This window comes from Yersinia sp. J1, from assembly GCF_050586585.1.
Classification (GTDB): Bacteria; Pseudomonadota; Gammaproteobacteria; order Enterobacterales; family Enterobacteriaceae; genus Yersinia; species Yersinia entomophaga.
Map to the genome: position 1 here is coordinate 33,181 of NZ_JBOBDP010000018.1, position 26,753 is coordinate 59,933.

Consider the following 26,753-nt stretch of genomic DNA (forward strand, 5'->3'; position numbering starts at 1 on the left):
ATGATTAGAAAAATAACCTGGTTTACAGCAATGGCTTTGGGGCTAACGACACTGTCTCATGCCGAAACGACCCCAACCGTTACGGCGTCCGAACAGCCGACGTTGGCCTCTCCCGCGGCAGTCGATCCTTCGTTGGCCGTTACGCCTGCGGATAGTGCTATACCGCAGGCCGCGCCGGTGAGGGATGTGGTGCATCCTTTTGCCAAATTGGCTCCGCCGCCGGGCAATTTCTCCCTAGGGGGCGTTAAGCCGGACGGTCAGTTGGAATTTGGCGTACGTAGCGATGAAGTGGTGACACAGGCAACTCTGAATCTGGAGTTTACCCCGTCGCCGTCGCTAACGCCGATCGAATCGCAGCTCAAAGTCTACCTGAACGATGAGCTAATGAACGTGACGGCTATTACCCGCGAACAATTGGGTAAACCGAATCGCATCCAGCTATCCATCGATCCTCGTTACATTACCGACTTCAACCGTCTGCGGCTGGTCTTTATCGGGCATTATCAGAATGACTGTGAAAATCCGGCAAACAGTACGCTGTGGCTGGATATCGGTAAGAATAGCTCGCTGGACTTACGCTATCAGTCACTGCCGCTGAAGAATGATTTGTCTCATTTCCCTGAGCCTTTCTTCGATGCGCGAGATAACCGCCCGCTAACATTGCCAATTGTTTTTGCAGCGGCTCCTGATGTGGCTCAGCAAAAAGCGGCCGCAATTCTGGCTTCCTGGTTTGGTGAGCAAGCTCAGTGGCGCGGTCAACACTTCCCTGCAGTTTTCAATCAGATTCCCGATCGTCACGGGGTGATTTTTGCCACCAATGACAAACGGCCTGATTTTCTGAAAGATTATCCGGCGGTGAATGCGCCAACGGTGGAAATGATCAGTCACCCGGATAATCCTTACGTGAAGCTACTGCTGGTTCTCGGGCGGGATGACAAGGATCTGATTGCGGCGGCAACGGGTATTGCTCAAGGTAACATTCTGTTCCGCGGTCAAAATGTGACCGTAGACAAAGTTGAGCAGCTGGCTCCGCGTGTGCCTTACGATGCGCCAAACTGGGTGCGTACCGAAAGACCCATGACCTTTGCCGAGCTACAGCAATATCCTGAACAGTTACAAAGTAGTGGGTTGATGCCGTCACCGATCTTGCTTTCGATGAATTTGCCGCCGGATCTGTTCTTGCTACGCAGTGCCGGTATCGATATGCAGCTGAAATATCGTTATACGGCACCGATCCTGAAAGACGGCTCACGCTTAAGCGTCAGCCTGAATGATCAGTTCTTTACCGATTATCCGCTAGTGCCTAATCGTCAGGAAAGCGCCAAAATTCTGCGTTTACCATTGATTCAGGGTCTACAAGACGGCACGCGAGCGGTGACGATCCCGGCGCTGAAATTGGGTATGACCAATCAACTGCGCTTTGATTTCGATTACAGCACGCTTATTGCCAGCAATGCCGGAGGGCGCTGCGAAACCTTCACCACCTCGCCTAACCATGTGGTGATCGACGAAAACTCCACGATCGATTTCTCCGGTTATCGCCACTTTATGGAAATGCCGGATCTGCGCTCATTTGCCAATGCAGGCTTCCCATTCAGCCGTATGGCCGATTTATCCCAAACCTTGGTTTTGGTACAGCCTAAGCCGCAGCCCGCTCAGGTTACCGCACTGTTGAATACGGTGGGGAATATCGGTGCGCAGGTCGGTTATCCTGCGGTGGGCATCAGCATTACCGATGATTGGAGCCAGGCGAAGGACAAAGATGCCGATATTCTGATGATTGGCTCTATTCCGCCAGAACTGCGGGATGATAAGAAAATCAACCTGTTGGTTGATGCGACTCAAAGCTGGGTGAAAATGCCGAATCGCCAGTCGATTGTCGCGGCGGCAACTATCGATCCAACGGATGCGGTGCCTGATAGTAAAACGGCCATCAGCTCCGAAGGCGCCATGTCGGCGATTATCGGGGTTCAATCTCCTTATTACGATCAACGCAGCATCGTCGCATTACTGGCTGATAGCCCGCAGGGTTATGAATTGCTGAATGATGCTTTGCTGGATACTGGCAAACGTGCGGCCGTGTTCGGTTCCGTGGCGGTGATTCGTGATTCCGGCGTTAACAGTCTGCGGGTTGGCGATACCTACAGCGTCGGCCATCTGCCGTGGTGGGAACGCATCTGGTACGCCTTATCCACCCATCCAGTGCTGCTGGCTGCGGTTGCGGTGCTGGTTGTCGTGCTGATTGCCGTGATGTTGTGGCGGGTTCTGCGCGCAGTGAGCCGCCGTCGTTTATCTCCAGATGAGAGGGACTAGGTTTTATGGTTGTGATGTTTAAACGACTGATATGCAGCCTGTTGCTGTTGGCCTATAGCGGGGCAACAGCGGCAGAATGTCATTGGCCCGCATGGCAGCAGTTCAAACAACACTATATAAGCCAAGGGGGGCGCGTTATTGATGCTAGCGTCCCCGAAATGCTGACCACTTCGGAAGGCCAAAGCTATGCGCTATTTTTTGCGCTGGTAGCTAACGATCGCGCGGCTTTTAACCTGCTGTTGGATTGGACGGAAAACAATCTGGCGGCGGGAGATTTAACCGCTCGCCTGCCCGCTTGGTCGTGGGGGCAGAAAAAGGATAAAACCTGGGGCGTGCTGGATAGCAATTCCGCTTCCGATGCGGATCTGTGGATTGCCTACGATCTGCTGGAGGCCGGACGGCTGTGGAATAGTCGCCGCTACACCACAATGGGGACTCTGCTATTGCAGCGGATTGCCAAAGAAGAGGTGGCGCATATTCCGGGTTTAGGCCGAATGCTATTACCGGGAAAAGTGGGTTTTGTTGACGAAGATACCTGGCGCGTCAATCCCAGCTATCAGCCGCCACAGTTATTGGCGCGGTTTGCCAGTATGAAAAAAGGGCCGTGGCAGGCAATGGAGTCGGTAAATCAGCGACTCTGGCTGGAAACAGCACCGAAAGGATTCTCGCCGGATTGGGTGGTGTGGCGCAAAACCAACGGCTGGCAGCCGGATAAAGTGAAACCCAATATCGGCAGCTACGATGCCATTCGAGTTTATCTCTGGGCCGGTATGTTAGCGGACGACAGCCCACAGAAAGCGGCGCTAATCGAACGTTTTCAGCCGATGGTTGAAGTGACGCAGCAGCAAGGGCTTCCACCAGAGAAAACCGATACCGCCAGTGGCAAAACGACGGGCAACGGGCCTGTAGGTTTCTCGGCCGCCCTATTGCCGTTGTTAAGCGCCAGCGCAACGGCAAGTGGCTCACAAATATTGAAAAAACAGACGCCGCGGGTGGAAGAATCACCTCCCGGCTCCGACGCTTATTACAGTTCCGTTTTGACGCTTTATGGTCAGGGATGGGCACAGAATCGTTATCGTTTTAATCGGCAGGGTGAGCTTTTACCCTCTTGGGGCAGTCAATGCGTAACTTCAAATTAAACTGGCTGAGCGTATTTCCTTTTAGTCTGGCGTTATTGCCCCAGGCTAAAGGCGCAGAGGCCGTTGCTCCCGCTCAATTTCTTCTGGAACAGGTTCGTCTGGGGGAAGCTACCCATAAAGATGAACTGGTGCGCCAATCCTTGTATCGCCTCAGCCTGATGGATCCAAATAACCCGGAAGTTGCTGCGGCGGGAATACGTCAGGCACTGCGCCAAGGGAACACGGAAGAGGCGAAAAAACAGCTGGATAGGTTGCAACAGCTTGCCCCGAATTCCGATATTTATCGCCAGTCAAAAATGGCGCTGGCGCTTACGCAGCCCGAAGTCATGCAGAAATTACAGCAGGCGCGATTGCTGGCCACCGCTGGCCGCGTTCAGGAAGCGAAAGTCCAATATGACCTGCTACTGAAAGGTGAGCTGCCAACGCTGGATTTAGCGGTGGAATACTGGCGGCTGGTGGCACGTTTGCCGGGGCAAGAGCAGACGGCGATGAAGCAGTTGCAGCGTTTGGATCAACAGTTCCCCGGTAATATTCCGCTGCGTATGGCATTAGCCAGAATGCTGTTTAGTCAAAAACAGGATGATCAGGCCTATGCTTTACTCCAAAAAATGGCTGCGGATCCTGCGGGTAACTCACCGGCTGCCGATTTGTGGATGGATCAAATCAAAGCGTTGCCTGTTAGCCCGCAGAGTATTTCTCTGTTGAATCGTTTTCTCGATGTTTTCGCCGGTGGTACCGCGGGTGATAAAGCGCGTATCGAATTGGCTCGGCAGGAAAAAATGTTGTCCGATCCCAGCTATCAGGCACGCTTGGCCGGATTGTCCCGAGTGGATAGTGGCGAGAGCCGCAATGCCATTCCTGATCTGAAACAGGCGCTTTCTACTGCCCCCAATGACGCCGACGTTTTGGGCGCATTAGGTATCGCCTATGCGCGAGCCGGAGATCGGCAAAAAGCTGCTAGTTTGTTTGAACAGGCGCAGAAAGTCGATAAAACTGGGCTGAACAGCGATAAATGGACCAGCCTGATTAAAACCAACCATTATTGGTTACTCGCGGATGAGGGAGATAAAGCCCTGAAAGCGGGTAACCCTGATTTGGCACAGCAGAAATATCAGCAGGCGCGCCAGCTTAATAGCAGCGACAGCTACGCGGTACTGGGTTTAGCCGACGTTGCCGTAGCGCGCCATGATGATAAAACCGCTGAACAGCTTTACCAGCAGTCGTTGCGTCTGGAACCCGGTAACAGCAGTGCGGTGCGCGGTCTAGCAAATATCTACCAGCGTCAGTCTCCGGAAAGAGCTATGGCTTACCTCAGCGGTTTACCGGCGGGACAACAGGCGAAAATGCGCGACACGCTGAACGGGCTGAAGCTGGATATGCTGAAACAGCAGGCCGAGCAACTCGCGGCGCAGCAACAGTGGCATCAGGCAGCGGAAAAATACCGACAGGCGCAGAAAATGGCGCCGGACGATGTCTGGCTGACTTATCGTTTGGCGCAGGCGCTGTATCAAAGCGGGCAGCCGCAGCAGGCTGACAGGGAATTCGCCGGGTTGGCGGTACGCAAACCGGCCGATCCCCAGCAGGTTTATGCTTATGCGCTATATCTTTCTAGCACCGAGCGAGACAATCAAGCACTTAGCCACCTGGCCACGCTTCCTAAGGGCCAATGGAATGATGATATTCGCGAATTGGATCAACGACTTCAATTCGAACGAGTATTGGAAAATGCCCAACGGCTACGTACTGGCGGGGATGAACCGTCGGCGATAGCTTTATTACGTCAGCAGCCGCCGAGTACGCGTATTGATATGACGCTGGCGGACTGGGCGCTGGAGCGTAACGACTACGCGCAGGCGCTAGCCGGCTATCGCGGTATTCGTGTTCGTGAACCCAATAATCCAGACGCTCGTTTGGGAGAAATCGAAGCGCTGGTGGCTCAGGGGAAAACCGACGATGCGCGCCAGCTTCTGCAAGGCGATTCTCTGGTGGCGAAAGATGCAACACTAAATACCCAGCGGCGTGTAGCGAATGCCTGGAGCGGCGTGGGCGATCCACAAAAGGCATCGGCCATCTTCCAGCAGCTAAAACCACAGGCTGAGAAAGAAGGCCCATCTCAGGCTAACGCGTTAGTGTTCCGTGATTCGGCGCGTCTTTCGCAAAAACTGGGCGATCCGCAGTTGGCGCAGGAGGATTATAAGCGGGCCATGGTTGGTAGCGGCATCACGCCAACGCTGCCAGCGGATAACGACAGCTACACGCTTCTTACGCGCAATCAGGCTACGGATGACTGGCTGAAACGCGGTATCCGTTCCGATGCCGCCGATTTGTATCGTCAACAAGATACGCGGGTCACGCTGGATCATGATTATGTTCGTTCCAGCGGAACAGAAGGTATTTCCGATCTGAATGCCCACAACACCATGTTACAGGTGGATACGCCGCTGTCTGATGGACGGGCGTTCTTCCGTGCTGATACCATTCAAATGGATGCAGGTACTTTCAATGCCAATGAACGCTATAAGGCTGGCACCTGCTATGACGTTGAAAATCCTTGTGTAGCTAACATGCGCCAGCGGGCAACCGGTACCAGTATTGCCGCCGGTTGGCAAAACGATAGCTGGGAAACGGATATCGGTACCACTCCGATGGGTTTTGATGTGGTTGATGTGGTCGGTGGCGTCAGTTATAGCAGCGATTGGAACCATATTGGCTGGACAGCAACGGCATCTCGCCGCCCGATTTCCAGTTCATTACTGGCGTTTGCCGGAACAAAAGATCCCAATACCAATGTGACCTGGGGCGGCGTTCGCGCCAACGGCGTCAGCTTGGGTACCAGTTACGATCGTGGCGAAGCGCACGGAGTCTGGAGCGATGTCAGTTACCATTATCTGACGGGGCAAAACGTTGCGGATAACCAACGCCTGCGTTTGATGACCGGCTATTACTACAAGCTGATTAACGAAGATAACCGCCGCCTTTCCGTGGGTCTGAACGGAATGTGGTGGCACTATCAAAAAGACCTCAGCGGCTACACCTTGGGGCAAGGGGGCTATTACAGTCCGCAAAAATACCTGTCTGTGGCTATTCCGGTGAATTATCGCCAGCGCACGGAAAACTGGTCATGGGAACTGGGTGGCTCGATTTCTCTTTCTCATTCGGCAACCAGCGATGAGCCGCGTTATCCGCTGAAAGGTTTATTGTCGCCAAGCTTGCAGGAAATCAGAGATCGCAACGCAACCGAGTTCGGCGACAGCAGCAGCAGCGTGGGTTATACCCTGCGAGCGCTGATAGAGCGGCGACTCAGTTCTCACTGGACGCTGGGTGCCGGTATTGATATTCAGCAGGCGAAAGACTACACCCCAAGTCATGCACTGGTGTATCTGCGATACTCAATGGCGGGCTGGCAGGGCGATCTGGATATGCCGCCGCAGCCGTTGGTACCTTACGCCGATTTTAAATAATCTTTCGGGGCGGTTTACCTGGTGAAAAACTGCTCTAAAAGTGATTTTTACGCTATAAAAAGCAGGATCCTGATAGGAAAACGCCAAAACCCGCGATATTCTTGCCCATCAGTTTAGTCTCGCAAGATAAAATCGGCAGACGATCGAGTATACTCAGACTGAGTTGGCGGTTGGCTTGATGATAAAGCCGCTTTTTTACGGGTACGATAGGCGGAGAAAAAGTTTGCGGGTTAGGCATTCGTTAACGATAAAGCAAATGGCAACGGTGTCCGGTGTGGCGCTGGTGACGATTTGTATCTTTATTGTCATTCAACTGTTCCATTTTGTGCAGCAGCGCAAAGATGACTACGCCAAGCAGTTGGAGAGTATCGCGTATTCCGTTAAAAACCCCCTTTCTTCGGCCATACTCAGCGTCGATATTCCAGGTGCTAAACGTGTGCTGGAGAGCACATTGCCGATTGGGATTTTGAGTCGGGCAGATGTGGTGTTGCCTAATGAGCTACAGGTATTACACGCTAATTTTAAGCCAGAGCAGCCGGTACCCAATTGGGTTAACCGGGTATTTAATCTGCCGGTGCAAATTACCGTTCCGCTCTATTCATTAGAAAGAGTCCCCGCCAACCCTAAGCCCCTGGCTTATCTGGTGTTACAGGCTGATTCTTACCGTATTTATCAATTTATTCTTAATACCTTATCCACCATGCTTTCAACCTATCTGTTGTTAGCATTGATTCTTTCCGTTTCAATTACATGGTGTATTAACCGGTTAATCGTGCATCCATTGCGCTCAATGGCTCGTGAACTGGAGAATATCTCTCAGGATCAGGTGTTAGATCATCAGCTTTCCATGCCCGCTCGTCATCTTGATGATGAATTAGGGGTATTGGCGCGAAATTATAATCGTAACCAGCATTTGTTAGCGAAAGCCTATGCGGAAATGAGCCGTATCAGCAGCCGCCACCCGGTGACTGAATTGCCGAATCGCACGCTGTTTTTAGCCATGTTGAATGAGCACATTGATTCCCCTGTTCGACCAGAAAAATTTCACCTCTTGGTTATTGGCATAGAAACGCTGCATGAAGCGTCCGGCGTCATGACGGAACATCAGCATGAGCAGCTGTTGCTGACCATAGTGCAGGAGCTTGAGCAGTGCATTGACCAGAACTGCTTGCTGGGCCATTTGAGTAAAACCGAGTTTGCCGTCATGGCAAAAGAGATATCGCGACCTTTCCCGGCGATGCAGCTTGCCCGGCGGATTATGGCGCAGATTACCGCTCCTCTGACCTTTGAAAACATGCAGTTGCGTCCGAAAGCCAGTATTGGCATCGTGCAATATCTTAATCAGCATGAAAGCGCTGAAGATTTAATGCGCAGTGCTAGCTCTGCCATGGTGGCAGCCCACCATAAGGGTAAAAATCAGATTCTCTATTACGAAGAGCATTTGTCGGAAAAAACGCAAAAGCATCTGACTTACGAAAATGACATTCTTCGAGCCATTGAGAAACGTGATTTTATATTGCACCTACAGCCGCAGTGGGACATGCGTAATGAAAAAGTCATAGGCGCGGAGGCGTTGCTGCGCTGGAATCAGGCCGATGGTACTTACCTCTCGCCGGTGGATTTTCTTCCGCTGGTGGAAGAAAAAGGCATTATGGTGCCGCTGGGTAATTGGGTATTGGAAGAGTCCTGCCGGATACTGGCAGACTGGCAGCGACAAGGCATTAAATTGCCCTTGGCGGTGAATATTTCCGGTTTGCAGGTGCAGCATGAGACGTTTTTACCGCACCTCAAAACTATCCTCAGTCATTACAAAATTGATGCCAGCCAGTTAATGCTGGAAATCACCGAAACTGCCCGTATTCCCGATCTGGATGAGGCGTTGCTACTGTTGCGTGAGCTGCATGAACTCGGCGTTTCCATCGCAATGGATGATTTCGGTATGGGTTATTCCAGCCTGCATTATCTCAATCGCCTAAAATGTCTGCCCATCGACATGATTAAGATCGATAAAAGTTTCGTCCACACGCTACCGCAGGATGATGCGATGGCGCGAATTATCGGCAGTATCTCCAATGTGCTCAAACTGCGCGTGATGGCCGAAGGCGTAGAAAATGAAGCTCAGCGTCAATGGTTGTTAGACCACGGTGTGACGAGCGGGCAGGGTTTCCTGTTCTCCCGTCCGGTGCCGCGCGAAGAGTTTGAGGCCAGTTTCCTGCCACGTTGATCGGGTTTGTCCGGTCAACGTTGGTTCGCAATATCCCCACCTTCTCTTATTTATCCTTTCCCTTATCAGGTCTCTCAGACCGGCTCGGTAGCAAAGAATATTTCACTGCTCCACTCCAGTTACCTTTTCTTGAAGCGTTTCAGTTCTTAGTTTCGTGTTAATGGGACAATTTACGATAATAAATGACTTACATATTGTTATTGGGGTGTTATTTTTCGCGCTAGCGCGGATAGAAAAATGAAGCGTCCCTTTCATTTGCGGAGACCATAACGACACATTGCCGTGCATTCTCCAAAAGGACATTGATATGAAAACCAGCATCTTTAAAAGCCTTTACTTTCAGGTATTAACGGCAATCACGTTAGGTATCCTATTAGGCCATTTTTATCCTGACATCGGTGCTCAGATGAAACCTCTGGGCGATGGATTTGTTAAATTAATTAAAATGATTATTGCTCCGGTTATTTTTTGTACCGTCGTGACCGGTATTGCCGGAATGGAAAGTATGAAAGCGGTCGGGCGAACAGGTGCCATTGCTCTGCTTTACTTTGAAATTGTAAGTACGATTGCACTGTTGATCGGCCTGGTTATTGTGAACGTGGTGCAGCCTGGAGCAGGGATGAATATCGATCCTGCCTCTTTGGATGCTAAAGCGGTTGCCATGTACGCGGAGCAAGCTTCTCAGCAAGGAATAATTCCATTCCTGTTGGATATTATTCCCGGAAGCGTGATTGGCGCCTTTGCCAGCGGTAATATTCTGCAAGTCTTGCTGTTTGCCGTACTGTTTGGTTTTGCCTTACATCGTTTAGGCGAAAAAGGTCAGCTTATCTTTAACGTAATTGAAAGTTTCTCCCGCGTAATCTTCGGTATCATCAATATGATTATGCGCCTGGCTCCGCTGGGTGCTTTCGGTGCGATGGCGTTTACTATTGGTAAATATGGCGTGGGTACGTTGTTGCAACTGGGCCAATTGATTGTCTGCTTCTACGCTACCTGTATTTTGTTTGTGGTGGTGGTGCTAGGCTCCATTGCGCGCGCTAACGGCTTCAATATCTTCAAATTTATTCGCTATATCAAAGAAGAATTACTGATTGTTCTGGGAACCTCTTCCTCAGAATCCGTATTACCGCGGATGCTGGAGAAAATGGAACGTGCGGGCTGTAAAAAATCCGTAGTGGGTTTGGTTATTCCGACAGGTTATTCATTTAACCTCGATGGGACTTCCATTTACCTCACCATGGCGGCGGTATTTATTGCTCAGGCAACCAATACCCACATGGATATCATGCATCAGGTGACGCTGCTGGTGGTATTGCTGCTGTCCTCTAAAGGCGCAGCTGGCGTGACCGGTAGCGGCTTTATCGTTCTGGCTGCGACTATCTCCGCTGTTGGACATTTACCATTGGCCGGTTTGGCACTGATTCTGGGTATTGACCGCTTTATGTCTGAGGCGCGGGCGCTGACCAATCTGGTCGGTAACGGCGTAGCGACCATTGTGGTCGCGAAATGGTGTAACCAGTTGGATAACGATCAACTGCAGGCGACATTGTCGAATAAGAGTCCGGCAGGTAAATCAGAAGGGCAGATATCCTCTTCCTGATTCTTTTAGGTCACCAGATTAGTCAATCAGCCACCGGTAGCTCATCGTTACCGGTGGTTTCTGCATAGTCAATCACTACCATTTTTCGCTCGTATTGCCCGTTGAACATTATTTTTCGCAGTGATGGGTGATATCGGCAAAAGCATGCGGTCTAACAGAATGGTACACTTGCTTTTTCCGCGGTCATAACTGTGATGAGCGTAGTTTTTTTATCCAACATAAGCACACGCCGATGAGTTTCGTATCATTGGGCTGTTTTGAGCGTGTAATTTCTTTGAAAGTTGGATAGTTTTAAATTGGATAGTTATTAAGTAGGGGTTCACATGCAGGGCACCAGAATTCGTCTTATAGTTGGTGGATTGTTGTTGGCGGCGGCCAGCGGCAATGTGCAAGCTGAAGCACTACAACCCGATCCTGCCTGGCAGCAGGGAAAGTTAGAAAACGGGTTTACATGGCAGCTGCTGGCAACGCCGCAGCGCCCAAGTGATAGAGTAGAGATGCGTCTGGTGGTCAATACCGGATCTCTGTCGGAAAGCGCACAGCAGGTTGGCTTTGCCCATCTGTTACCTCGTTTGGCGCTTATTCGCAGCCAGAGCTTTACTCCGGCACAACTCCAATCGCTGTGGCAGCAAGGGGTCGATAACGAGCGCCCTTTACCACCGGCGATTACTTCTTATGATTTCACGCTATACAGCCTGAGCCTGCCAAACAATCGCCCTGATTTGATTAAAGAGGCTTTGGCTTGGCTATCTGATACCAGCGGTAAGCTGGCCATCAGCGAGCAAACGGTGAATGCTGCGCTGAATCTTCCTAATGATCCCATTGCTACTTTCCCGCAAAATGTACAGGACACTTGGTGGCGCTATCGCCTAAAAGGGTCTTCACTGCTGGGTCACGATCCTGGGCAGCCGGTAAATAGTCCGGTTGATGCGGAAAAACTGAAGCAATTCTACAAACAGTGGTACACGCCAGATGCGATGACGCTGTATGTCGTGGGCAATGTCGATAGCCGTAGTTTGGTAGCGCAAATCAGTAAAACCTTCTCTTCGTTGGAAGGGAAGCGACAGACCCCGTCTTCTATCGCGATGCTGGCTCCTTTACCGCCTCAGCCGGTGAACCTGATGAGCGAGCAGGTGACGCAGGACACTTTGTCGCTAATTTGGGATACCCCGTGGCATCCGATACAGGACTCCCAGGCACTTAGCCGCTATTGGCGCAGTGATCTAGCGCGAGAAGCGCTGTTCTGGCATATGCAGCAGGCGTTGGAAAAAAGCGGTCAGAAGAATATGAAGCTGGGCTTTGATTGCCGGGTGCAATACCAACGTGCTCAGTGTGCGATTCATCTGAATACGCCAACGGAAAATCTGAATTCCGGCATGACGTTTATTGCTAATGAATTAGCCAGTATTCGTGCTAATGGGCTGAGTCAGGCTGAATTTGATGGACTGATGGCGCAGAAAAACGATCAGTTAAGCAAGCTGTTCGCGACTTATGCCCGTACTGATACCGATGTGTTGATGAGTCAGCGCCTGCGTTCTCAGCAGAGCGGTGTAGTGGATATCGCACCTGAGCAATATCAGAAGCTGCGACAAACCTTCCTGTCCGGCTTAACGTTGGCCAATCTGAATCAGGAGCTAAAACAACAGCTTTCGCAAGATACCACTTTGGTTCTGGTTCAGCCGAAAGGTGAGCCAGAAGTCAGCGTGAAAGCATTGCAGGAAAGCTATAACAGCATTATGACATCGGGTACGCCAATGGCTGCGCCGGAAGAAGTGAAACCGGAAGCTACGCCAGGCGTTGCGTCAGAAGGAACGACGCAAGAAGGCACCACGCCAGAAGGGACGCCGCCGGAAGCTTCGACCGCGCAGTAAAACCGGGTGTTCAAATCAGATATTCGGGGCCTTTCTGGTCCCGAATATTGTTTCTATCTCTCCCGTCAATACATCTCGTTTGGCTTAGACTTTTGGCATTGCCGCGATGGGAATAATCGCCCCCCGATACTGAATCACAGTACTGGCAGTCAAATGGCCACGCACTGCGGCTTGCTGAGGTGTGCCTCCGGTTAAGCGAACGGCCAGATAACCTGCACTAAATGAATCTCCCGCTGCGGTGGTATCGACGACTTTTTCCTTTGGCAAGGTTACGGCGGGTACCACATGTTGATCCGCGGGCCGCTGGCTATCGGGTTCCCGATTCCAGACAATGCAGGAATCTGCACCTCGTTTGATCACGATTTCGTTAACGCCCAAAGCTTGAGTGCGATCGATAGCCTGCTCCAGCGTCATCTCGCCCCACAGCATATCTTCATCATCCAGCGTCAGAAACGCGGTGTCAGTACAGGACAGCATAGCGCGATAGGCTTCCTGAGTTTCTTCTTTGCTCTGCCACAGGCGCGGGCGGTAGTTGTTATCAAAGATAACTTTACCTCCATTGGTACGACAGGCTTGCAGTAGTTTCAACAGGCGCTGGCGGCTGGAGGCGTCCAGAATAGCCAGGCTAATACCACTGAGGTAGAGATAATCGAAGTTTTCCAGCTTCTGGCAAATTTTATCAGCTTGCGGCCCCGTGAGCCAAAAACGGGCGGCGGCATCATTGCGCCAGTAATAGAAAGTACGCTCACCGGTCTCGTCGGTTTCAATAAAATAGAGGCCCGGCAACTTATCATCCATACGCTGAATCAAATCGATTTTAACTTTCTCTTTCTGCCATGCCGCCAACATGTCTTCGCTGAAGCTGTCAGTGCCCAAGGCAGTAACGTAGTGGACTTCCAGCGCCTCTTCGTCAACCTGACGGGCAATATAAACCGCAGTATTTAGCGTGTCGCCGCCAAAACCTCGGTTCAAATCGTTACCTTTTTGCGACAGTTCAATCATGCATTCGCCGATAACGGCAATCTTTTTGCTGGTCATGGAAAGCGGCCTATTTCTAAAGAAAACTCGATATGAGGGATATAGGCTTAGTCTCTCTGCTGGTTCTGCGTGAGTCAATAGAATTAAAATGGCGTTTTATATTTTTTATGACCTAGGTCGGGAAACTGACAGGTTTCCCGTTTGTTCCGTTAAAATTAGGGGGCTTTTCGCAGTTCGGTTACGCATTTCCCGCCAATACCCCAGTTATCGGTATCAACTTCATCAATGACCACGACGGTGGTAGCCGGATTTTTGCCCAAGGTATCGACTAACAGTTGCGTAACACCGGCAATCAGCCGCTTCTTTTGTTCGGCGGTGGCACCTTCACGGGTAATTTTAATATTTACGTATGGCATTATTTTCTCCATTTATCCTAATGTTAGCGTTAACTCAATCACGTTTGCCGGTTTGTCGTTCGTTGCTCAGTTGGAGGCGATTTCGCAGTTTTGAGAATCTGCCTGGCTCACATATAAAGTTCTGGTCGAACGAGTCGATAACATCTCCAGAAGGAAGAACGCTCTCATTGGGGAGCGTCTTTATGGCAGTAAGCATAGTATGAGCTTTGACTGCCTGATACCCCGACATATGGCGACAAAACTGATGCTAACTAACAAAATATCAGATTTACTTGCGCCATCCCTTGCCGCTCAGGATTGTAATAAGGGATTCAACTTTTGGCGGCAATGTCAGCGTAGGTATACTTTCCAACCTATTTATCGCACTTCAGGGAAGTTACTGGCGATAGAATTATTGACGGCTGTTTATCATCCCTCCTCGCCGGAAACCCGACTCTCACCAGAGGATTATTTCTCCTCTATCAGCATTCGGGCGCGTCTGAACGTGGTGTTAGAACAGTTGGAATTAGTGAAGCAATGGCACGGTATTTTTACCCATCGCTCAATGTTGGTATCGATCAATATCGACGGTCAGGCATTGATGGAGATGCAAAACGATCCCGAAGCGCGGCAGCTTATTGATTCTATGCCTTATGTGCGTTTTGAGCTGGTCGAACATATGGATACCGCCTGTATTACTCCGTTTGCTCAAATCGCTGAGGCCGATCGATTATGGCTGGATGATTTTGGCAGCGGTGTGGCTAACTTCTCGTCTTTTGTCAGTTGGCGCTATGAATACATCAAAATAGCTCGCGATTTATTTATTCTGTTACAGCAAAGTGAGGTAGGGCAACAGCTGTTCTTTACGCTGGTAACATTGATGAGCCGCTACAGTAAAGGCGTGATTGTAGAAGGAGTGGAAACTGACAAAGAATGGGCGCTGGTTAAACGATCTGATGCCTGTGCTGCGCAAGGTTACTATCTTTCCAGACCCGCACATTTTGATACTTTACAGTCACTTCCCCTGTTATTCGCCGGGTAACGTCCGGGTGAAATAATCGTCAAAACCGATGAGTCGTTTTATCATTAACCGTCTGATAAATTGACGTTTATATCTATTGGCTGCTTTTCATCAGGCCAATAATAATGGACGTTAGTTGATCCTCAACTATGGTTAATACAAGCGTCTAAGTCCGCGTTCCTCATCGATTAACTCTTTTTTCTACATTGACAGGCTGAGCGGTAGTACCCATAGCCGTTTTGTTTATTGCCGAACCGGATTTAGCTTCTGATAAATTTTGTGGAGCGATTATGACAAAAACCGGGAAGGTACTGCTTTGGGTGGCCGGAATTGTGCTGGTATTGCTGGCTGTTTTAGTGATTTTCGTTCTTACGTTCGATTGGAATCGCATAAAACCCACAATAAACCAAAAGGTTAGTGCTGAATTGCAGCGTCCCTTTGCCATTCGTGGCGAATTGGGCGTTGACTGGTCGCGCAAAACGGACGATCGCGGTTGGCGTGCCTGGATTCCCTGGCCGCAGATTCATGCAGAAGATTTGGTACTCGGCAACCCGCCAGATATTCCTGGGGATAATATGATGACCCTAAAGCGAGTTGAGGCTAATTTGTCTCCACTGGCATTGTTGGGTAAGCAGGTTCGCATTCCCAGAATTTGGCTGACGGAACCCGATGCTAATTTGCAGCGCTTGGCCAACGGTAAAAACAACTGGACCTTTAATCTCGCCAATCGCGACAAAGCTAAGGGTGAAGCATCTTCCGATTGGTCGGTGAATATCAGCGATATTGTGTTCGATCGCGGCCAGATTTCGCTTAAAGATTCGGTATTGAAAGCGGATCTACGGGCGAAAATCGACCCTTTGGGCAAGCCTCTTCCTTTTTCCGAAGTGATTGGCGACAAGGGTGAAGTGAAGGACAGCAAGGTTAGAAGTACGTCGGTGGATTATATTTTCGGCTGGCAGGTAGAAGGCAAATACCAAGGGCAACCTGTGAGCGGCAGCGGAAAAATCGGGGGGATGCTTTCTCTGACTAACGCTGATATTCCTTTCCCTATTCAGGCAGATGTGCGCTCCGGCTCTACGCGAGTGGCTATCGTCGGTACGCTCAATGATCCGAGCAATCTGGCGGATATCAATCTACGGCTGAAATTCTCCGGCGATAGTCTGGGTAACTTATATCCGTTGATTGGTGTACTTTTACCGAATACACCACCTTATGCCACCGATGGGTATTTGATTGCTCGGTTGCGTCAATCGGGCGGTGCGGTTTATCAGTATCAAAAATTCAACGGTAAAATCGGCGACAGCGATATTCACGGCGATCTCACCTATACCGCCAGTCAGCCAAGACCCAAACTGCTAGGAAAGGTTGTCTCCAATCAACTGCGTTTTGCCGATCTGGCTCCTTTAATCGGCGCTGATTCCAATCAACAGAAAAAAGGGCGCGGTGAGAAAAGTCGCCAGCCATCCGATAAAATTCTGCCGGTAGAGGCTTTTGAAACCCAAAGCTGGAACGTTATGGATGCAGATGTGACCTACGCCGCTAAACGTATCGAGCGGGATAAAGCCTTACCTATCAGCGATCTTTCTACTCATGTGGTGATGAAAAACGGTGAGTTGTTACTCGATCCGCTGCGCTTCGGTATTGCCGGTGGCAATCTCAACGCCACTTTACGCCTGAATGGTAATAAAAATCCGATGCAAGGGCGCATCGACCTTCACGCGCGTCGATTCCAGTTAAAGCAGCTGCTGCCGGAAGTCGAGTCGATGCGTAACAGTCTGGGGCAGCTCAATGGCGACGCTTCCTTCACGGCTCGGGGTAACTCGGTGGCGGCGCTGTTGGGAACCAGTAATGGTAGCCTGCGAATATTGCTGAATCAGGGGCTAATCAGCCGCAGCCTGATGGAATTATTGGGGCTGAACGTGGGTAACTACATAGTGGCAAAACTCTTCGGTGATGACGAAGTAAAAATTAACTGTGCTGCTGCGGATATCGTGATGCGAAACGGTCTGGCTACGCCGCGGCTGTTCGTCTTCGACACGGAAAATGCCATCATCAATATTACCGGTAATGCTAATTTCGCCACCGAACGGTTGGATCTCTCAATCGACCCGCAAAGCAAAGGGTTACGTATTCTGACGTTGCGTTCGCCTCTGTACGTTAAAGGCACGTTTAAAAATCCGGACGCGGGTGTGAAGACCGGGCCGTTAATTGCTCGCGGTGCGGTGGCGGCTGTGTTGGGCGTGGTTTTAACGCCAGCGGCGGCGTTGTTGGCATTGATTTCGCCTAGTGAAGGTGAAGAAAACCAATGCACGCCGCTGCTGAAAAGCATGAAGCAGAAGTAAGTTTTAGTGAGGAGGCACGGGCAGCACGCTGCAACTGTGGTCCTGGATACTCTCGACCGAGGCAAGATTCAGGCCGGTCAAATCGCGTTTCGTGGTTAATAGTAAGAAATCGCCGTTGGGCAGAGAGGTCATGGCTAAGCCGTATTTGCCCATATTTTCCGCAGCGCCCTGTACGCCGCTGGCTAGCAGGCGGAACGCGCCTTGTTCCTGGAGTTCACTGGGGGTGATTTGCCTTGCCAGATAATCATGACCGAGCAATCCTTTCGGCAATGGTTGCCAGCTTGGGCGGAACGAATCGCTTTGATCTGCCAGCGCTTTTTTCACTTTCGGTGATAGGCAGGAAATATGAATATGCAGCTGATTTTGACTGCGGCCCAATTCTGAATTCACCGCCAGAGAGATATTTTGATTATCAATAGGATGACCGTATTTTAGCGCCATGTAATCCCTGGCTTGCCATGCCAGAGCAAAATAGTTAGGCGTTGCTGCGGATAACAACTCGGGGCTTTCGATACCGGTAATTTTTTCAGTTGGTATTAACAAGTATTGCAGCGGTCCGTTACGGTCTTTGTACACCGCAAAACCGGCCTGAGTATTCACTTCGGCGCAAGGTTGAGGGGAATTCAGCTGGCGCTGATGGGGAACGCACTGTTGGCTAACAATTTGCCACAGAGCATCTGGATTCCCGATTTTGGGTTGCAGCGCATACACCGCAATGGCGGCGATCAGTACCAATACGCCCAAAGCAATCCATCGACGATAAGATAAAAGTGGCATTAACTGACCCTCCATGATCGATTAAGTAGCCAGCAGTATAGGGTTAAATTCCAACGCGCGGCAAAGGCTTCATCGCCGATAGGAGAAAAACCTCTCGCACGTTGACGGCGGGCATCTGACAGCCGCTTAGGCATGGCGTTCAGGCAAGGTTTCGTCATCCTTATATTTCGCCGTGGCGATCCAGGCGGCGCAAAATAAGGTTAAACGCGCGAAGAAATAGAAGAAAGCCATTAGCCCGATGACCGAACCGAAAGCCGCGCCCGAAGGCGAGCTGGCAAGACGCGGAAGCATCATGGTCATAATGAATTTAATGATTTCGAAGCCGATAGCGGCAATAAGAGTTCCCCGCAGCAAGGCCTTCTTTTTTGGTTTATGACGCGGCAAAATCCAGAATATCCATAAGAACAATAAATAGTTCGCGGCGATGGAAATAGACAGCGCAATTAGCGTCATGGCCGGTCGTAGCCATTCAATATCACCCAGCCCTAACGCATTCACAATCACAGACTGCGCAGAACCGGCAATTGATGTAAGAGAGAGAGTAATAATCAGCGCCAGCACCAAACCGGTAAGCGAAATAAAATCACGGGTGTAGCGCACATAAAATTTTTCCAGATCCTGCGGATTACGCTCCCAAACGTCTCTGGACTGAGCGCGAATTGCTTCTCGTAAATTTCCCATCCAACTGATACCGGAATAAAGCGCAATGGCTAAACCGGTTAATCCAACGGTAGTACGCTGCTGAATAGCGGTATTTACCGTATTTTTCAAGGTAGCAGCCAGGCTGGGATCGCTGATGCTATTCACGATCTTATTGATCAACTCGGCCAGCAAATCTGGATTAGATGCCAATACAAAACCCACGGTGGCGAAAGAAACCATCAAAATGGGAATGAGCGATAAAAAGGAAAAATAAGTGATTGCAGCGCCAAACTGGCTGCCTAATCGATCGTTAAAGCGATCGGTAGCGCGAATAATATGCGCAACACTGGGATAGGTTTTAATCCGATTGCCAAGACGGGTTAATACGGAAATAGCTTTTTTTCCGTTTTCAATTCCTGCACTTAACGGCGCTGTTTTGCTCTGCTGCGAATCAGTATCTGCGCTGGATGAAGTCTGATTATCCTTGAATGAGTTCGGCATAATATTCCTCATGGCCTAAATTCATGCCTTATGCAGATGATTATCCTACAGAATATCCTACAAAGACGGCTAACTCTGTTGATGATAGCAGAGTCATGGCTTATCACAAACGGCGGCTAAGGCAGAGGCTAGGCCGATAAAGAGAACGACAAAAGGGATTGCAGCCAGCCCAATTGATCCTGATTGCCTCATTTAATTCGTCATTAACGTCAGGGCCTTTGGGTGATCCAATTATCCCATACCGGTACGGGCTGCAAAGTTTCCACCAGATAATCAATAAAAGAACGAACCTTGGGATTGCTATAACGGCTGGGGAAATACAAGGCATACAGGCCATGAGTCGCGTGGGTTATTTCCCCATCAAGCGCCAGAGGAGTAATTTCACCTCGTTGAATAGCATCGCCGAGTAAATAAGTCGGCAAATAGGCAATACCCTGATGTTCCAGCACCGCTTTCAGCAATACCAGGCTGCTATTTGCCTGAATCGGTGAGCGTAACTTAAGTAAATGAGCGCTGCCGCTTTCGTCGGTATCTTTTAATACCGGTGTCAAACCGGGATATAACAAACACTGATGGTCTGATAATTGTTGGACGGAAGTTGGTGTCCCCATTTTTTCCAGATAAGTGGGGCTAGCGCAATAAGCCCAGTGGATAGTCGACAGTTTTCTTAACGAATAATTATCTGGCGGAGTTGATGCAACGCGAATAGCGATATCAAAGTTACTCTCATTTAAATTAACAAAGTTATCGTTTAGATCTATATATAATTCAACATCGGGGTAACGCTCTCGATATTTATTAACCAAAGTGATGAGGTGAGAATAACCAAAGGCAATTGAACAGGTGAGGCGTAATTCACCCTGCGGGTGGTTATAAAATCCAGCGGTAGTATTAAGAGATTCGTCAAAATCTAATAATAATTTAGTTGCCCGATGATAAAGATATTTCCCCGCGTCGGTTAACGTCAGGCTACGCGTCGTTCTTTTTAGCAGCATAGTGCCCAGCTGTGATTCCAGATGAGACAGACTCTTGCTGACCGCAGAAGGCGAGATGTTCAGCTGAGCTGCGGCTTCAGACAGCCCACCACACTCAACGATCTTGACCAGTATTTCCAGCTGTTTTAGCGATGCGATATTACTCATTCTTTCCTTCAGCTCATTAGTGATTTTAGTAAATGGCATCAATGTCGTATTTCATTTGTAGACTACAAATGTAATCATTTATTACCAATAGCGATATGTTATTCATATTAAGAATAAGAAATAAAAAGGTGAGCTTAATCACAGATAAGATATTTGCTTGCCGAAAGAAAAATAAAAGGTGACTGAAGTCACATGAAATTTAAATAATACACCAAGGAAAATCCTATGTGGAAACGTTTGGAACCCTACAAGTCCTCTATTATTCTTTTATTTGCACTGATTCTCGGTGGGGTTATAGGTATTTATGCCCCTTCTCTGGCTCTCAAATTACAGCCTATCGGTAAAATTTTCCTGAATTTGCTGTTTATGATTATCGTTCCATTGGTGAGCGTAAGCGTTATGTCGTCCATTGCCGGTATGACGGATTTGAAAAAACTGGGGCGCATAATGGGGCTGATTTTTGCAGTCTCTATCATTATGGCGCTCATTCCAGCGGCAGGAATCGTTGGGCTAGCGACCTTATTTGATCCGGCTCAGGGCGTCACTATTGAATTAACCCAAGAGTTCAAGGCCGGCAGCGGCGAAATGAACTTTGTGAATATGGTCACCACTAATGATTTTGTTGGTTTATTGTCTAAATCCAATATTCTGGCGCTGATTATTATGTCGGTTATCGCCGGTATTGCGATTGGGCAATCGGGCGAGCAAGGTAAACAAATTGCCCTGTCTTTGTTGGGCTTAAATACCGTGATTATGAAGATTGTCTCAATCATCATGAAAGCGGCACCCGTTGGTTTGGGCAGTTATTTCGCCGCGACGATGGCCAGTCAGGATCCACAATTACTGATGACTTTCGCCAGAGCCATCGGCTTATTCTTTATCGCCTCGCTGCTGTATTACGTTTTCGGCTCTATCTTTTATTCCTGGATTGGCGGCGGCATGAAAGCGGTAAGGGCTTTCTGGCAACACGCTATTGAACCTTCAGCCACCGCCTTAGGCACCTGCTCTTCATTGGGATCGCTGCCAGTGACTATTCGAGCGGCCAAAGCGATGGGCATTAACCCTGAAATCGTAGATATTTCTCTGCCGCTGTTGGTTAATTTAAATAAAGGCGGCGTGGCAATGATTGCCGCGCTGAAAATCGTCTTTATCTTCTCGGTACTGGGATTGGATTTCACCACCGAGACTTTCTTCCTGACCATGCTGATTTCGGTGCTCTCCGCCATTATTGTCGGCGGCGTTCCCGGTGGCGCTTTCCTCGGTGAAATATTTATTGTCACCACGCTGGGGCTACCGGTTGAAACTATTCCAATGCTGGTTGTTATTGGCACCATTACCGATGCACCTGCAACGCTAATTAACGTCATTCATGACCTTAATGCAGCCCAAATTATCGAAAGATTTACCGGTAAAAAATCCTCCAAGCGGCAGGCTGAGCTTCCTGCGGTGAATGAACCTACTTGTTAATACATAACGACACAGCGTGGCGGATTGTCCGTAAGTCGCTGTGAATATTTGAGTATGCCAGCACCAGAAAAGGAAAAAATAATGAAATCTAAAAAATTAGAAACAGCGTTAGTGACTGCCGGTCGGGGGAAAAAATTTACCCAAGGATCGGTAAACACCATTATTCAACGAGCCTCTTCCCTGGTATTTGATTCCGTAAAGGCGAAAAAATTTGCCACAGCAAACCGGGCAAAAGGCGAATTGTTTTATGGTCGTCGCGGTACGCTGACCCATTTTTCCTTCCAAGAAGCGATGGTGGAATTGGAAGGCGGCGCAGGTTGTGCGCTTTATCCTTGCGGCGCCGCAGCGGTGACCAATGCCATTCTGTCTTTTGTGGCCACCGGCGATCATATATTAATGACCGGTGCTGCTTATGAGCCAACGCAGGATTTTTGCAATAAAGTGCTGTCCAAACTGGGTGTCACCACCACTTATTATTCTCCACTGATCGGCGCTGGAATTGCCGAGCTTATTCAGCCAAATACCAAAGTGGTATTTTTAGAATCTCCCAGCTCCATCACAATGGAAGTTCAGGATGTTCCCGGCATGGTGCAGGCTATTCGGGCAGTTAATCCCAATATCGTGATTATGATCGATAATACCTGGGCTGCCGGAGTGCTATTTAACGCACTTGAGTTTGGCATCGATATTTCTATTCAGGCCGGAACCAAATATATCGTCGGTCACTCAGACGCTATGTTGGGCACGGCGGTATCTAATGCGCGCTGTTGGGATCAATTGCGGGAACATTCGTATTTGCTGGGGCAAATGGTCGATGCAGACACCGCTTACGTTGCTAGCCGCGGTCTGCGCACCTTAGGCGTACGGCTAAAGCAGCATGAAACCAGCAGTATTCAGATCGCCAAATGGCTGGCCGCTCGTCCGGAAGTGGCGCAGGTTAACCATCCAGCACTGCCATCCTGCCCCGGCCATGAGTTTTATTTACGTGATTTCACTGGGAGCTGCGGATTGTTCTCCTTTGTGTTGAAATCTCGTCTCAGTGATGAGCAAGTGGCTCATTATCTGGATAATTTTGAGCACTTCAGCATGGCGTATTCATGGGGTGGATTTGAGTCTCTGATTCTGGCTAATCAGCCGGAAGAACTGGACGAAATTCGTCCGGTAGGCGGCGTAGGTTTTGAGGGTACTTTGGTACGTGTTCATATTGGACTGGAAAATGTCGATGATTTAATTGCTGATTTGGAAGCCGGCTTCAATCGATTAATTGGCTGATATTTATTTTCGCATTCAGGCAAATTGAAGAGTATTGATATAAAGCAGCCGGAACAAGAGCTCCGGCTGTAGATTTGTACCCCAGGCTAATAAAACTGCCTTACGGAACAACTTTATGAGCGGTTAATATTATTTACCGTGAATCAAGTCGGTATAAGCCTTGGCGAATGCCTGATTATAAGCATTCCCCGCTTTATCTTTACCCTGATCCCAGTTGACCGACCAGGTCATCAGGCCTTTGATTGGCGTTCCCGCTTTCTCTAAATCAGCAAAGGCACGATAAACGTCCTGCGGATTTTTTACCGTACCTGATGCCGCAGCGTCAACGTTACTTGGTAAACCCAATACTAATTTATTGGCTGGGATTTTAATGAAGCCGCGTTTGCCATTAACAATAGAATCGGCCATGTAATACAGGAATTCATATTTTTTGGCGTCATTGTTTTGCGCCAGCCACAGGTTTACTTCTTCGACCCATACGCCGTCACCGCCTTGATTGTAGAGCTGAGGGGCAATAAAGTCATACACACCGTCCAAGGCGTTGATATAGGTAGTGTAAGGTCTGCCGGTTGTCAGATATGGGAATTCTGGCGCCATACTGATGATAAAGTGTTTACCTTGTTGTTCGTAATGCGCCCGAACAATTTTCAACGCGGCGGGAATAACGGTGGTGTTATTAGCTGCATTAATAGCCGTTTGTTCCAGATCGATATCCAGCCCGTCAAAACCATAGGTTTCAACCAAACGAATAATCTCGTCTGCGAAAGCCTGTTCCTGACCGTTATTCAATGCCACGTGTGCGTCAGCGCCGCCCAATGAAATGAGCACAGCGCGGCCTTGTTTATTTAACTCACCGATTTGTGCGCGAAACTCTGCGTCCGTTGCGTTGTACGGCTTAAAGGTTGGAATACCGCTGCCTTTCATAAAGGAGGCAATGACAACGTTAAAGGCCGCGGGTGTTTCGTTTATTTTTAGATTCTTCGGATAACCACCTTGATAGCCACGGCTTTCTTGGCTGTCCCAGTTATGCCAGAAACCCGCCATAATCTTTTTATTTACCAGGCTTGGCATAACCGACGCGTCATCATTAACCGAGGCGGCAAACGCGGAGGAATGAGAAAAACCAAACAGGGTGCATAGAGTCAGAATCGTAATCAGACTATTTTTACAATTGATAGGTTTCATAGATGTTCCTTTTTATATTTTAAATGAATTTTTAGGTTCTAAATTAACCGCTGCGAACGGCGAATATATTTTCATGAGCTATTTATTCTCATTGATCGTGAGTAATAAAAAGAAAATAAAGTTATCTGATTCGCTTGGGATAAATTTAGAAACAAAGTATCGCATCAATAAATTAATTTTGTGAATCATCATTGACTTAATTATTCTTTTTATTTTCATATTATTTTATATAAGTGATAGTTTATTTAAATTTATTTCCCGCCGGAGGTTTTCTTTTTAATATTTTGATTTTAAAGGGTATTTAATTTATTTTTTCGACCTTATTAATGTCTTAGAGCTGGGTAATTCGAACAAGTAAGAATAAATGCAATTTGATCGTTACCTCAGTAAGTATTGATAATTTCTATATGTCAATTTTCATACACTGTCTTTATGTATTCATCAAGTTTCTATGTTGTAAGATGCAATGATGTTCAGACTCGGTAAGTGACTCAACGCCTCTTTTTATCGTCATTTCTATTTAATCGCGCTGATGTAGACGGTGGTGATATAGCTGTAAGAAAGGAGAGGGGGTGTAGCGAAGCTGAATTCCAAGCAATAAAAAGCCGAAATTTGCATTTCGGCTTCACGTTCCATGACTCAAATAGAGAAACTCATCTCTAAATGATTATCTCATAGTGACACATTACTTACACACCATTAAAATGTAGAAAATCTGGAAAGTGCTGTCAGCACTCGGTGGGGTTCATGTTATGACCTTTTCCAGAGTTTTTAGGGAAAAGTGATTGATAGTTACTTGGAACCGATTTTTTCCAGAATTCTGTGATTTGCCGGTTTGCCCACATGCGCGGTGAGATTAAATTTCAACTTAGGGGGAGTCATGGGACTACAACTGTATTAGTCGCGACTTATTCTGACACCTTTTGAAATTTGCGTACCATCAGACCTGACAGTCGGCTCAGTGCCGTTGCAGACGGTTGTCGTTAATCGTGTGAGTAAATAATAAGACAATGGCGAACTTAAACTTACTTAATAAAATTGAACACAACGCTGAAAATCGTAAATAGACTAGCCTGAAAATATACTAAAGGCATTCTTCAAATGCGGAAGGGGAATGCACAGAGATGATATTAACGCAACAGCAGTTTAATAATTTATAGTGGTTGAGTGGGAACGGAGCAGACGATATTACAAGCGTCATCTATACCCATAAGCAGAGAGCAGTAGAGGTGGAGGAGTTGGTATCTTTGAGGGGGGATTGCCATAAGCATGGTTCGGCATTCATAGTCATCCTGTCACAGTCCAGAACCATCAACGGGAATTACCATAATCACTGGTCTTTCCATAAGGACGCACAAAATTTGAACGACTGCTTTGTGCCAAAAGTAGGCGATCTTAAATATTTCTTGATCAAAGTACCTGAATAAGTCCAACTATAGGGCAGGATCGTCTATCGGAGCGGGAAGACCCTGTTTCCAGTTTTATTATTACAATGGGATATATTTCAATTGAGTGAAATTAAAAGTATTTCTGATTTACTGGAGCTTATAACTGCGTCTGAGAAACCTGGTTGTAGCCTGTACTTTCGAGGGCAAAAAAAATATTACGAATCGGTTACGCCTTCTATAGACAGAGATGGTCTACTAGAAAGTGAAGATAAACTATTTAAAGAATTCATTATAAGAAATCCTGATGAATTTAAAGGGCAAAAATCCACCTTTGAAATATTGACGAAAATGCAACATTACGGATTGCCTACGCGGTTATTAGATATTACTACTAACCCATTAGTGGCTTTATTCTTCTCTGTAGAAATTGATGATGAAATGAAAGATGAAGACGGTGATTTCATAGTTTACTCAATACCAGAGAAATTCATTAAATATTATGACTCTGATACTGTAAGTGTTGTTTCCAATGTGGTGAGAAGGCCATTTGATAAGTTGGATATCAGTGAAATATCTATGAAAAATAACAAAAAAATTAAAGCTACGGGGATCGGTAAGTTTAATTCAAATGAACATATTAAATACCTTCTCCATGAAATTAAAGATGAAAAACCATATTTTTTAAATGTAATTAAAAAAGAACACTTGCAATCAATTTGGTGTGTTAAGCCATTATTAAATAATCGGCGGCTTATTAAGCAGGATGGAGCGTTTCTTCTTTTTGGTGTTGATGGTTCCAAGAAAAAATTGGCTAACTACAAAAAGGATGAGTTTATCCCTGAGAGATACAAAGTAAAAAATAAGGAAACTCTTCGTAAACAGCTTGAACTTTTGGGTTTTTCAAAGGACAAAATTTACCCTGAAATGGAAACGACAGCTGAATATTTAAAAAGAAAGTACAAAAAGTAAACCCTGCAACTAATCCTGTGTAACTGCCATCGTCTAAAATATAGTCGCTTTCTTTATTAATTACTA

At 48.1% G+C, this 26,753-nt stretch carries 16 protein-coding genes and 1 pseudogene; 11 read left to right on the forward strand and 6 right to left on the reverse strand.

Annotated elements, in window-relative coordinates:
• From bcsB to ACQ4OC_RS17380, 6 genes are all read left to right on the forward strand, one after another.
• Positions 1–2,313 (forward strand): cellulose biosynthesis cyclic di-GMP-binding regulatory protein BcsB, encoded by a 2,313-nt coding sequence (gene bcsB, locus ACQ4OC_RS17355; protein ID WP_064518408.1) that lies wholly within the window; start codon positions 1–3, stop codon positions 2,311–2,313.
• A 5-nt stretch (positions 2,314–2,318) separates the two neighbouring features.
• Positions 2,319–3,452: a cellulose synthase complex periplasmic endoglucanase BcsZ gene (bcsZ, locus tag ACQ4OC_RS17360; protein ID WP_430971449.1), complete on the forward strand. Its 1,134-nt coding sequence runs from the start codon at positions 2,319–2,321 to the stop codon at positions 3,450–3,452.
• Positions 3,434–6,913 (forward strand): cellulose synthase complex outer membrane protein BcsC, encoded by a 3,480-nt coding sequence (gene bcsC, locus ACQ4OC_RS17365; RefSeq protein WP_430971450.1) that lies wholly within the window; start codon positions 3,434–3,436, stop codon positions 6,911–6,913. Before bcsZ ends, bcsC begins: the two co-directional genes overlap by 19 nt.
• 223 nt (positions 6,914–7,136) lie before the next feature.
• The gene (hmsP, locus tag ACQ4OC_RS17370) at positions 7,137–9,137 is read left to right on the forward strand and encodes a biofilm formation regulator HmsP (protein ID WP_205582787.1); all 2,001 of its coding nucleotides are present in this window, start codon (positions 7,137–7,139) and stop codon (positions 9,135–9,137) included.
• 307 nt (positions 9,138–9,444) lie between these two features.
• Complete coding sequence (locus tag ACQ4OC_RS17375; protein WP_064515761.1) at positions 9,445–10,737, forward strand: dicarboxylate/amino acid:cation symporter; 1,293 nt, start codon at positions 9,445–9,447, stop codon at positions 10,735–10,737.
• A 323-nt stretch (positions 10,738–11,060) separates the two neighbouring features.
• A complete protein-coding gene (locus tag ACQ4OC_RS17380) occupies positions 11,061–12,608 on the forward strand; it encodes a M16 family metallopeptidase (protein ID WP_430971451.1) in 1,548 nt (515 codons plus the stop codon).
• A gap of 84 nt (positions 12,609–12,692) precedes the next feature.
• On the opposite strand, the gene ACQ4OC_RS17385 is transcribed toward ACQ4OC_RS17380, so the two are convergent.
• Positions 12,693–13,646, reverse strand: a complete 954-nt coding sequence (locus ACQ4OC_RS17385; protein ID WP_430971452.1) for a sugar kinase — start codon at positions 13,644–13,646, stop codon at positions 12,693–12,695.
• A 155-nt stretch (positions 13,647–13,801) separates the two neighbouring features.
• Positions 13,802–14,002 (reverse strand): 2-hydroxymuconate tautomerase family protein, encoded by a 201-nt coding sequence (locus tag ACQ4OC_RS17390; RefSeq protein WP_049597327.1) that lies wholly within the window; start codon positions 14,000–14,002, stop codon positions 13,802–13,804.
• Positions 14,003–14,246: 244 nt separating this feature from the next.
• Between ACQ4OC_RS17390 and pdeH the strand changes: the two genes are divergently transcribed.
• Complete coding sequence (gene pdeH / locus ACQ4OC_RS17395; RefSeq protein WP_120806929.1) at positions 14,247–15,023, forward strand: cyclic-guanylate-specific phosphodiesterase; 777 nt, start codon at positions 14,247–14,249, stop codon at positions 15,021–15,023.
• A 269-nt stretch (positions 15,024–15,292) separates the two neighbouring features.
• Positions 15,293–17,344, forward strand: a complete 2,052-nt coding sequence (locus tag ACQ4OC_RS17400; RefSeq protein ID WP_430971453.1) for an AsmA family protein — start codon at positions 15,293–15,295, stop codon at positions 17,342–17,344.
• A gap of 3 nt (positions 17,345–17,347) precedes the next feature.
• On the opposite strand, the gene ACQ4OC_RS17405 is transcribed toward ACQ4OC_RS17400, so the two are convergent.
• From ACQ4OC_RS17405 to ACQ4OC_RS17415, 3 genes are all read right to left on the reverse strand, one after another.
• Positions 17,348–18,121 (reverse strand): CDP-diacylglycerol diphosphatase, encoded by a 774-nt coding sequence (locus tag ACQ4OC_RS17405; RefSeq protein ID WP_064515747.1) that lies wholly within the window; start codon positions 18,119–18,121, stop codon positions 17,348–17,350.
• Between the two features lie 126 nt (positions 18,122–18,247).
• Positions 18,248–19,264, reverse strand: a complete 1,017-nt coding sequence (gene yhjD, locus ACQ4OC_RS17410; RefSeq protein WP_235600967.1) for an inner membrane protein YhjD — start codon at positions 19,262–19,264, stop codon at positions 18,248–18,250.
• A 209-nt stretch (positions 19,265–19,473) separates the two neighbouring features.
• Positions 19,474–20,406 carry a LysR family transcriptional regulator gene (locus ACQ4OC_RS17415; protein WP_430971454.1) on the reverse strand — a complete coding sequence of 311 codons (933 nt, stop codon included), beginning with the start codon at positions 20,404–20,406 and terminating at the stop codon, positions 19,474–19,476.
• 225 nt (positions 20,407–20,631) lie between these two features.
• On the opposite strand from ACQ4OC_RS17415, the gene ACQ4OC_RS17420 reads away from it, so the two are divergent.
• Both ACQ4OC_RS17420 and metC read left to right on the forward strand, forming a co-directional pair.
• Positions 20,632–21,873 (forward strand): dicarboxylate/amino acid:cation symporter, encoded by a 1,242-nt coding sequence (locus ACQ4OC_RS17420; RefSeq protein WP_120806931.1) that lies wholly within the window; start codon positions 20,632–20,634, stop codon positions 21,871–21,873.
• An 81-nt stretch (positions 21,874–21,954) separates the two neighbouring features.
• Entirely contained in the window at positions 21,955–23,145 is a 1,191-nt protein-coding gene (metC, locus tag ACQ4OC_RS17425) for a cystathionine beta-lyase (RefSeq protein ID WP_430971455.1), read from the forward strand.
• Between the two features lie 135 nt (positions 23,146–23,280).
• Here metC and ACQ4OC_RS17430 read toward each other — a convergent pair.
• Positions 23,281–24,216: pseudogene (locus ACQ4OC_RS17430) on the reverse strand (glycosyl hydrolase family 18 protein); the annotation flags it as partial.
• Positions 24,217–25,838: 1,622 nt separating this feature from the next.
• On the opposite strand from ACQ4OC_RS17430, the gene ACQ4OC_RS17435 reads away from it, so the two are divergent.
• Positions 25,839–26,687 carry an FRG domain-containing protein gene (locus ACQ4OC_RS17435; RefSeq protein WP_430971456.1) on the forward strand — a complete coding sequence of 283 codons (849 nt, stop codon included), beginning with the start codon at positions 25,839–25,841 and terminating at the stop codon, positions 26,685–26,687.
• Positions 26,688–26,753 lie beyond the last annotated feature (66 nt).

Excerpts from the sequence above, each read along its gene's own strand:
- ACQ4OC_RS17385 (WP_430971452.1), bottom strand. The coding sequence starts at position 13,646 with ATGACCAGCAAAAAGATTGCCGTTATCGGCGAATGCATGATTGAACTG.
- bcsB (WP_064518408.1), top strand. The coding sequence starts at position 1 with ATGATTAGAAAAATAACCTGGTTTACAGCAATGGCTTTGGGGCTAACG.
- bcsC (WP_430971450.1), top strand. The coding sequence starts at position 3,434 with ATGCGTAACTTCAAATTAAACTGGCTGAGCGTATTTCCTTTTAGTCTG.
- ACQ4OC_RS17415 (WP_430971454.1), bottom strand. The coding sequence starts at position 20,406 with ATGAGTAATATCGCATCGCTAAAACAGCTGGAAATACTGGTCAAGATC.
- yhjD (WP_235600967.1), bottom strand. The coding sequence starts at position 19,264 with ATGCCGAACTCATTCAAGGATAATCAGACTTCATCCAGCGCAGATACT.
- ACQ4OC_RS17390 (WP_049597327.1), bottom strand. The coding sequence starts at position 14,002 with ATGCCATACGTAAATATTAAAATTACCCGTGAAGGTGCCACCGCCGAA.
- ACQ4OC_RS17420 (WP_120806931.1), top strand. The coding sequence starts at position 20,632 with ATGTGGAAACGTTTGGAACCCTACAAGTCCTCTATTATTCTTTTATTT.
- metC (WP_430971455.1), top strand. The coding sequence starts at position 21,955 with ATGAAATCTAAAAAATTAGAAACAGCGTTAGTGACTGCCGGTCGGGGG.
- ACQ4OC_RS17380 (WP_430971451.1), top strand. The coding sequence starts at position 11,061 with ATGCAGGGCACCAGAATTCGTCTTATAGTTGGTGGATTGTTGTTGGCG.
- ACQ4OC_RS17400 (WP_430971453.1), top strand. The coding sequence starts at position 15,293 with ATGACAAAAACCGGGAAGGTACTGCTTTGGGTGGCCGGAATTGTGCTG.
- pdeH (WP_120806929.1), top strand. The coding sequence starts at position 14,247 with ATGCTAACTAACAAAATATCAGATTTACTTGCGCCATCCCTTGCCGCT.
- ACQ4OC_RS17405 (WP_064515747.1), bottom strand. The coding sequence starts at position 18,121 with ATGCCACTTTTATCTTATCGTCGATGGATTGCTTTGGGCGTATTGGTA.
- bcsZ (WP_430971449.1), top strand. The coding sequence starts at position 2,319 with ATGGTTGTGATGTTTAAACGACTGATATGCAGCCTGTTGCTGTTGGCC.
- ACQ4OC_RS17375 (WP_064515761.1), top strand. The coding sequence starts at position 9,445 with ATGAAAACCAGCATCTTTAAAAGCCTTTACTTTCAGGTATTAACGGCA.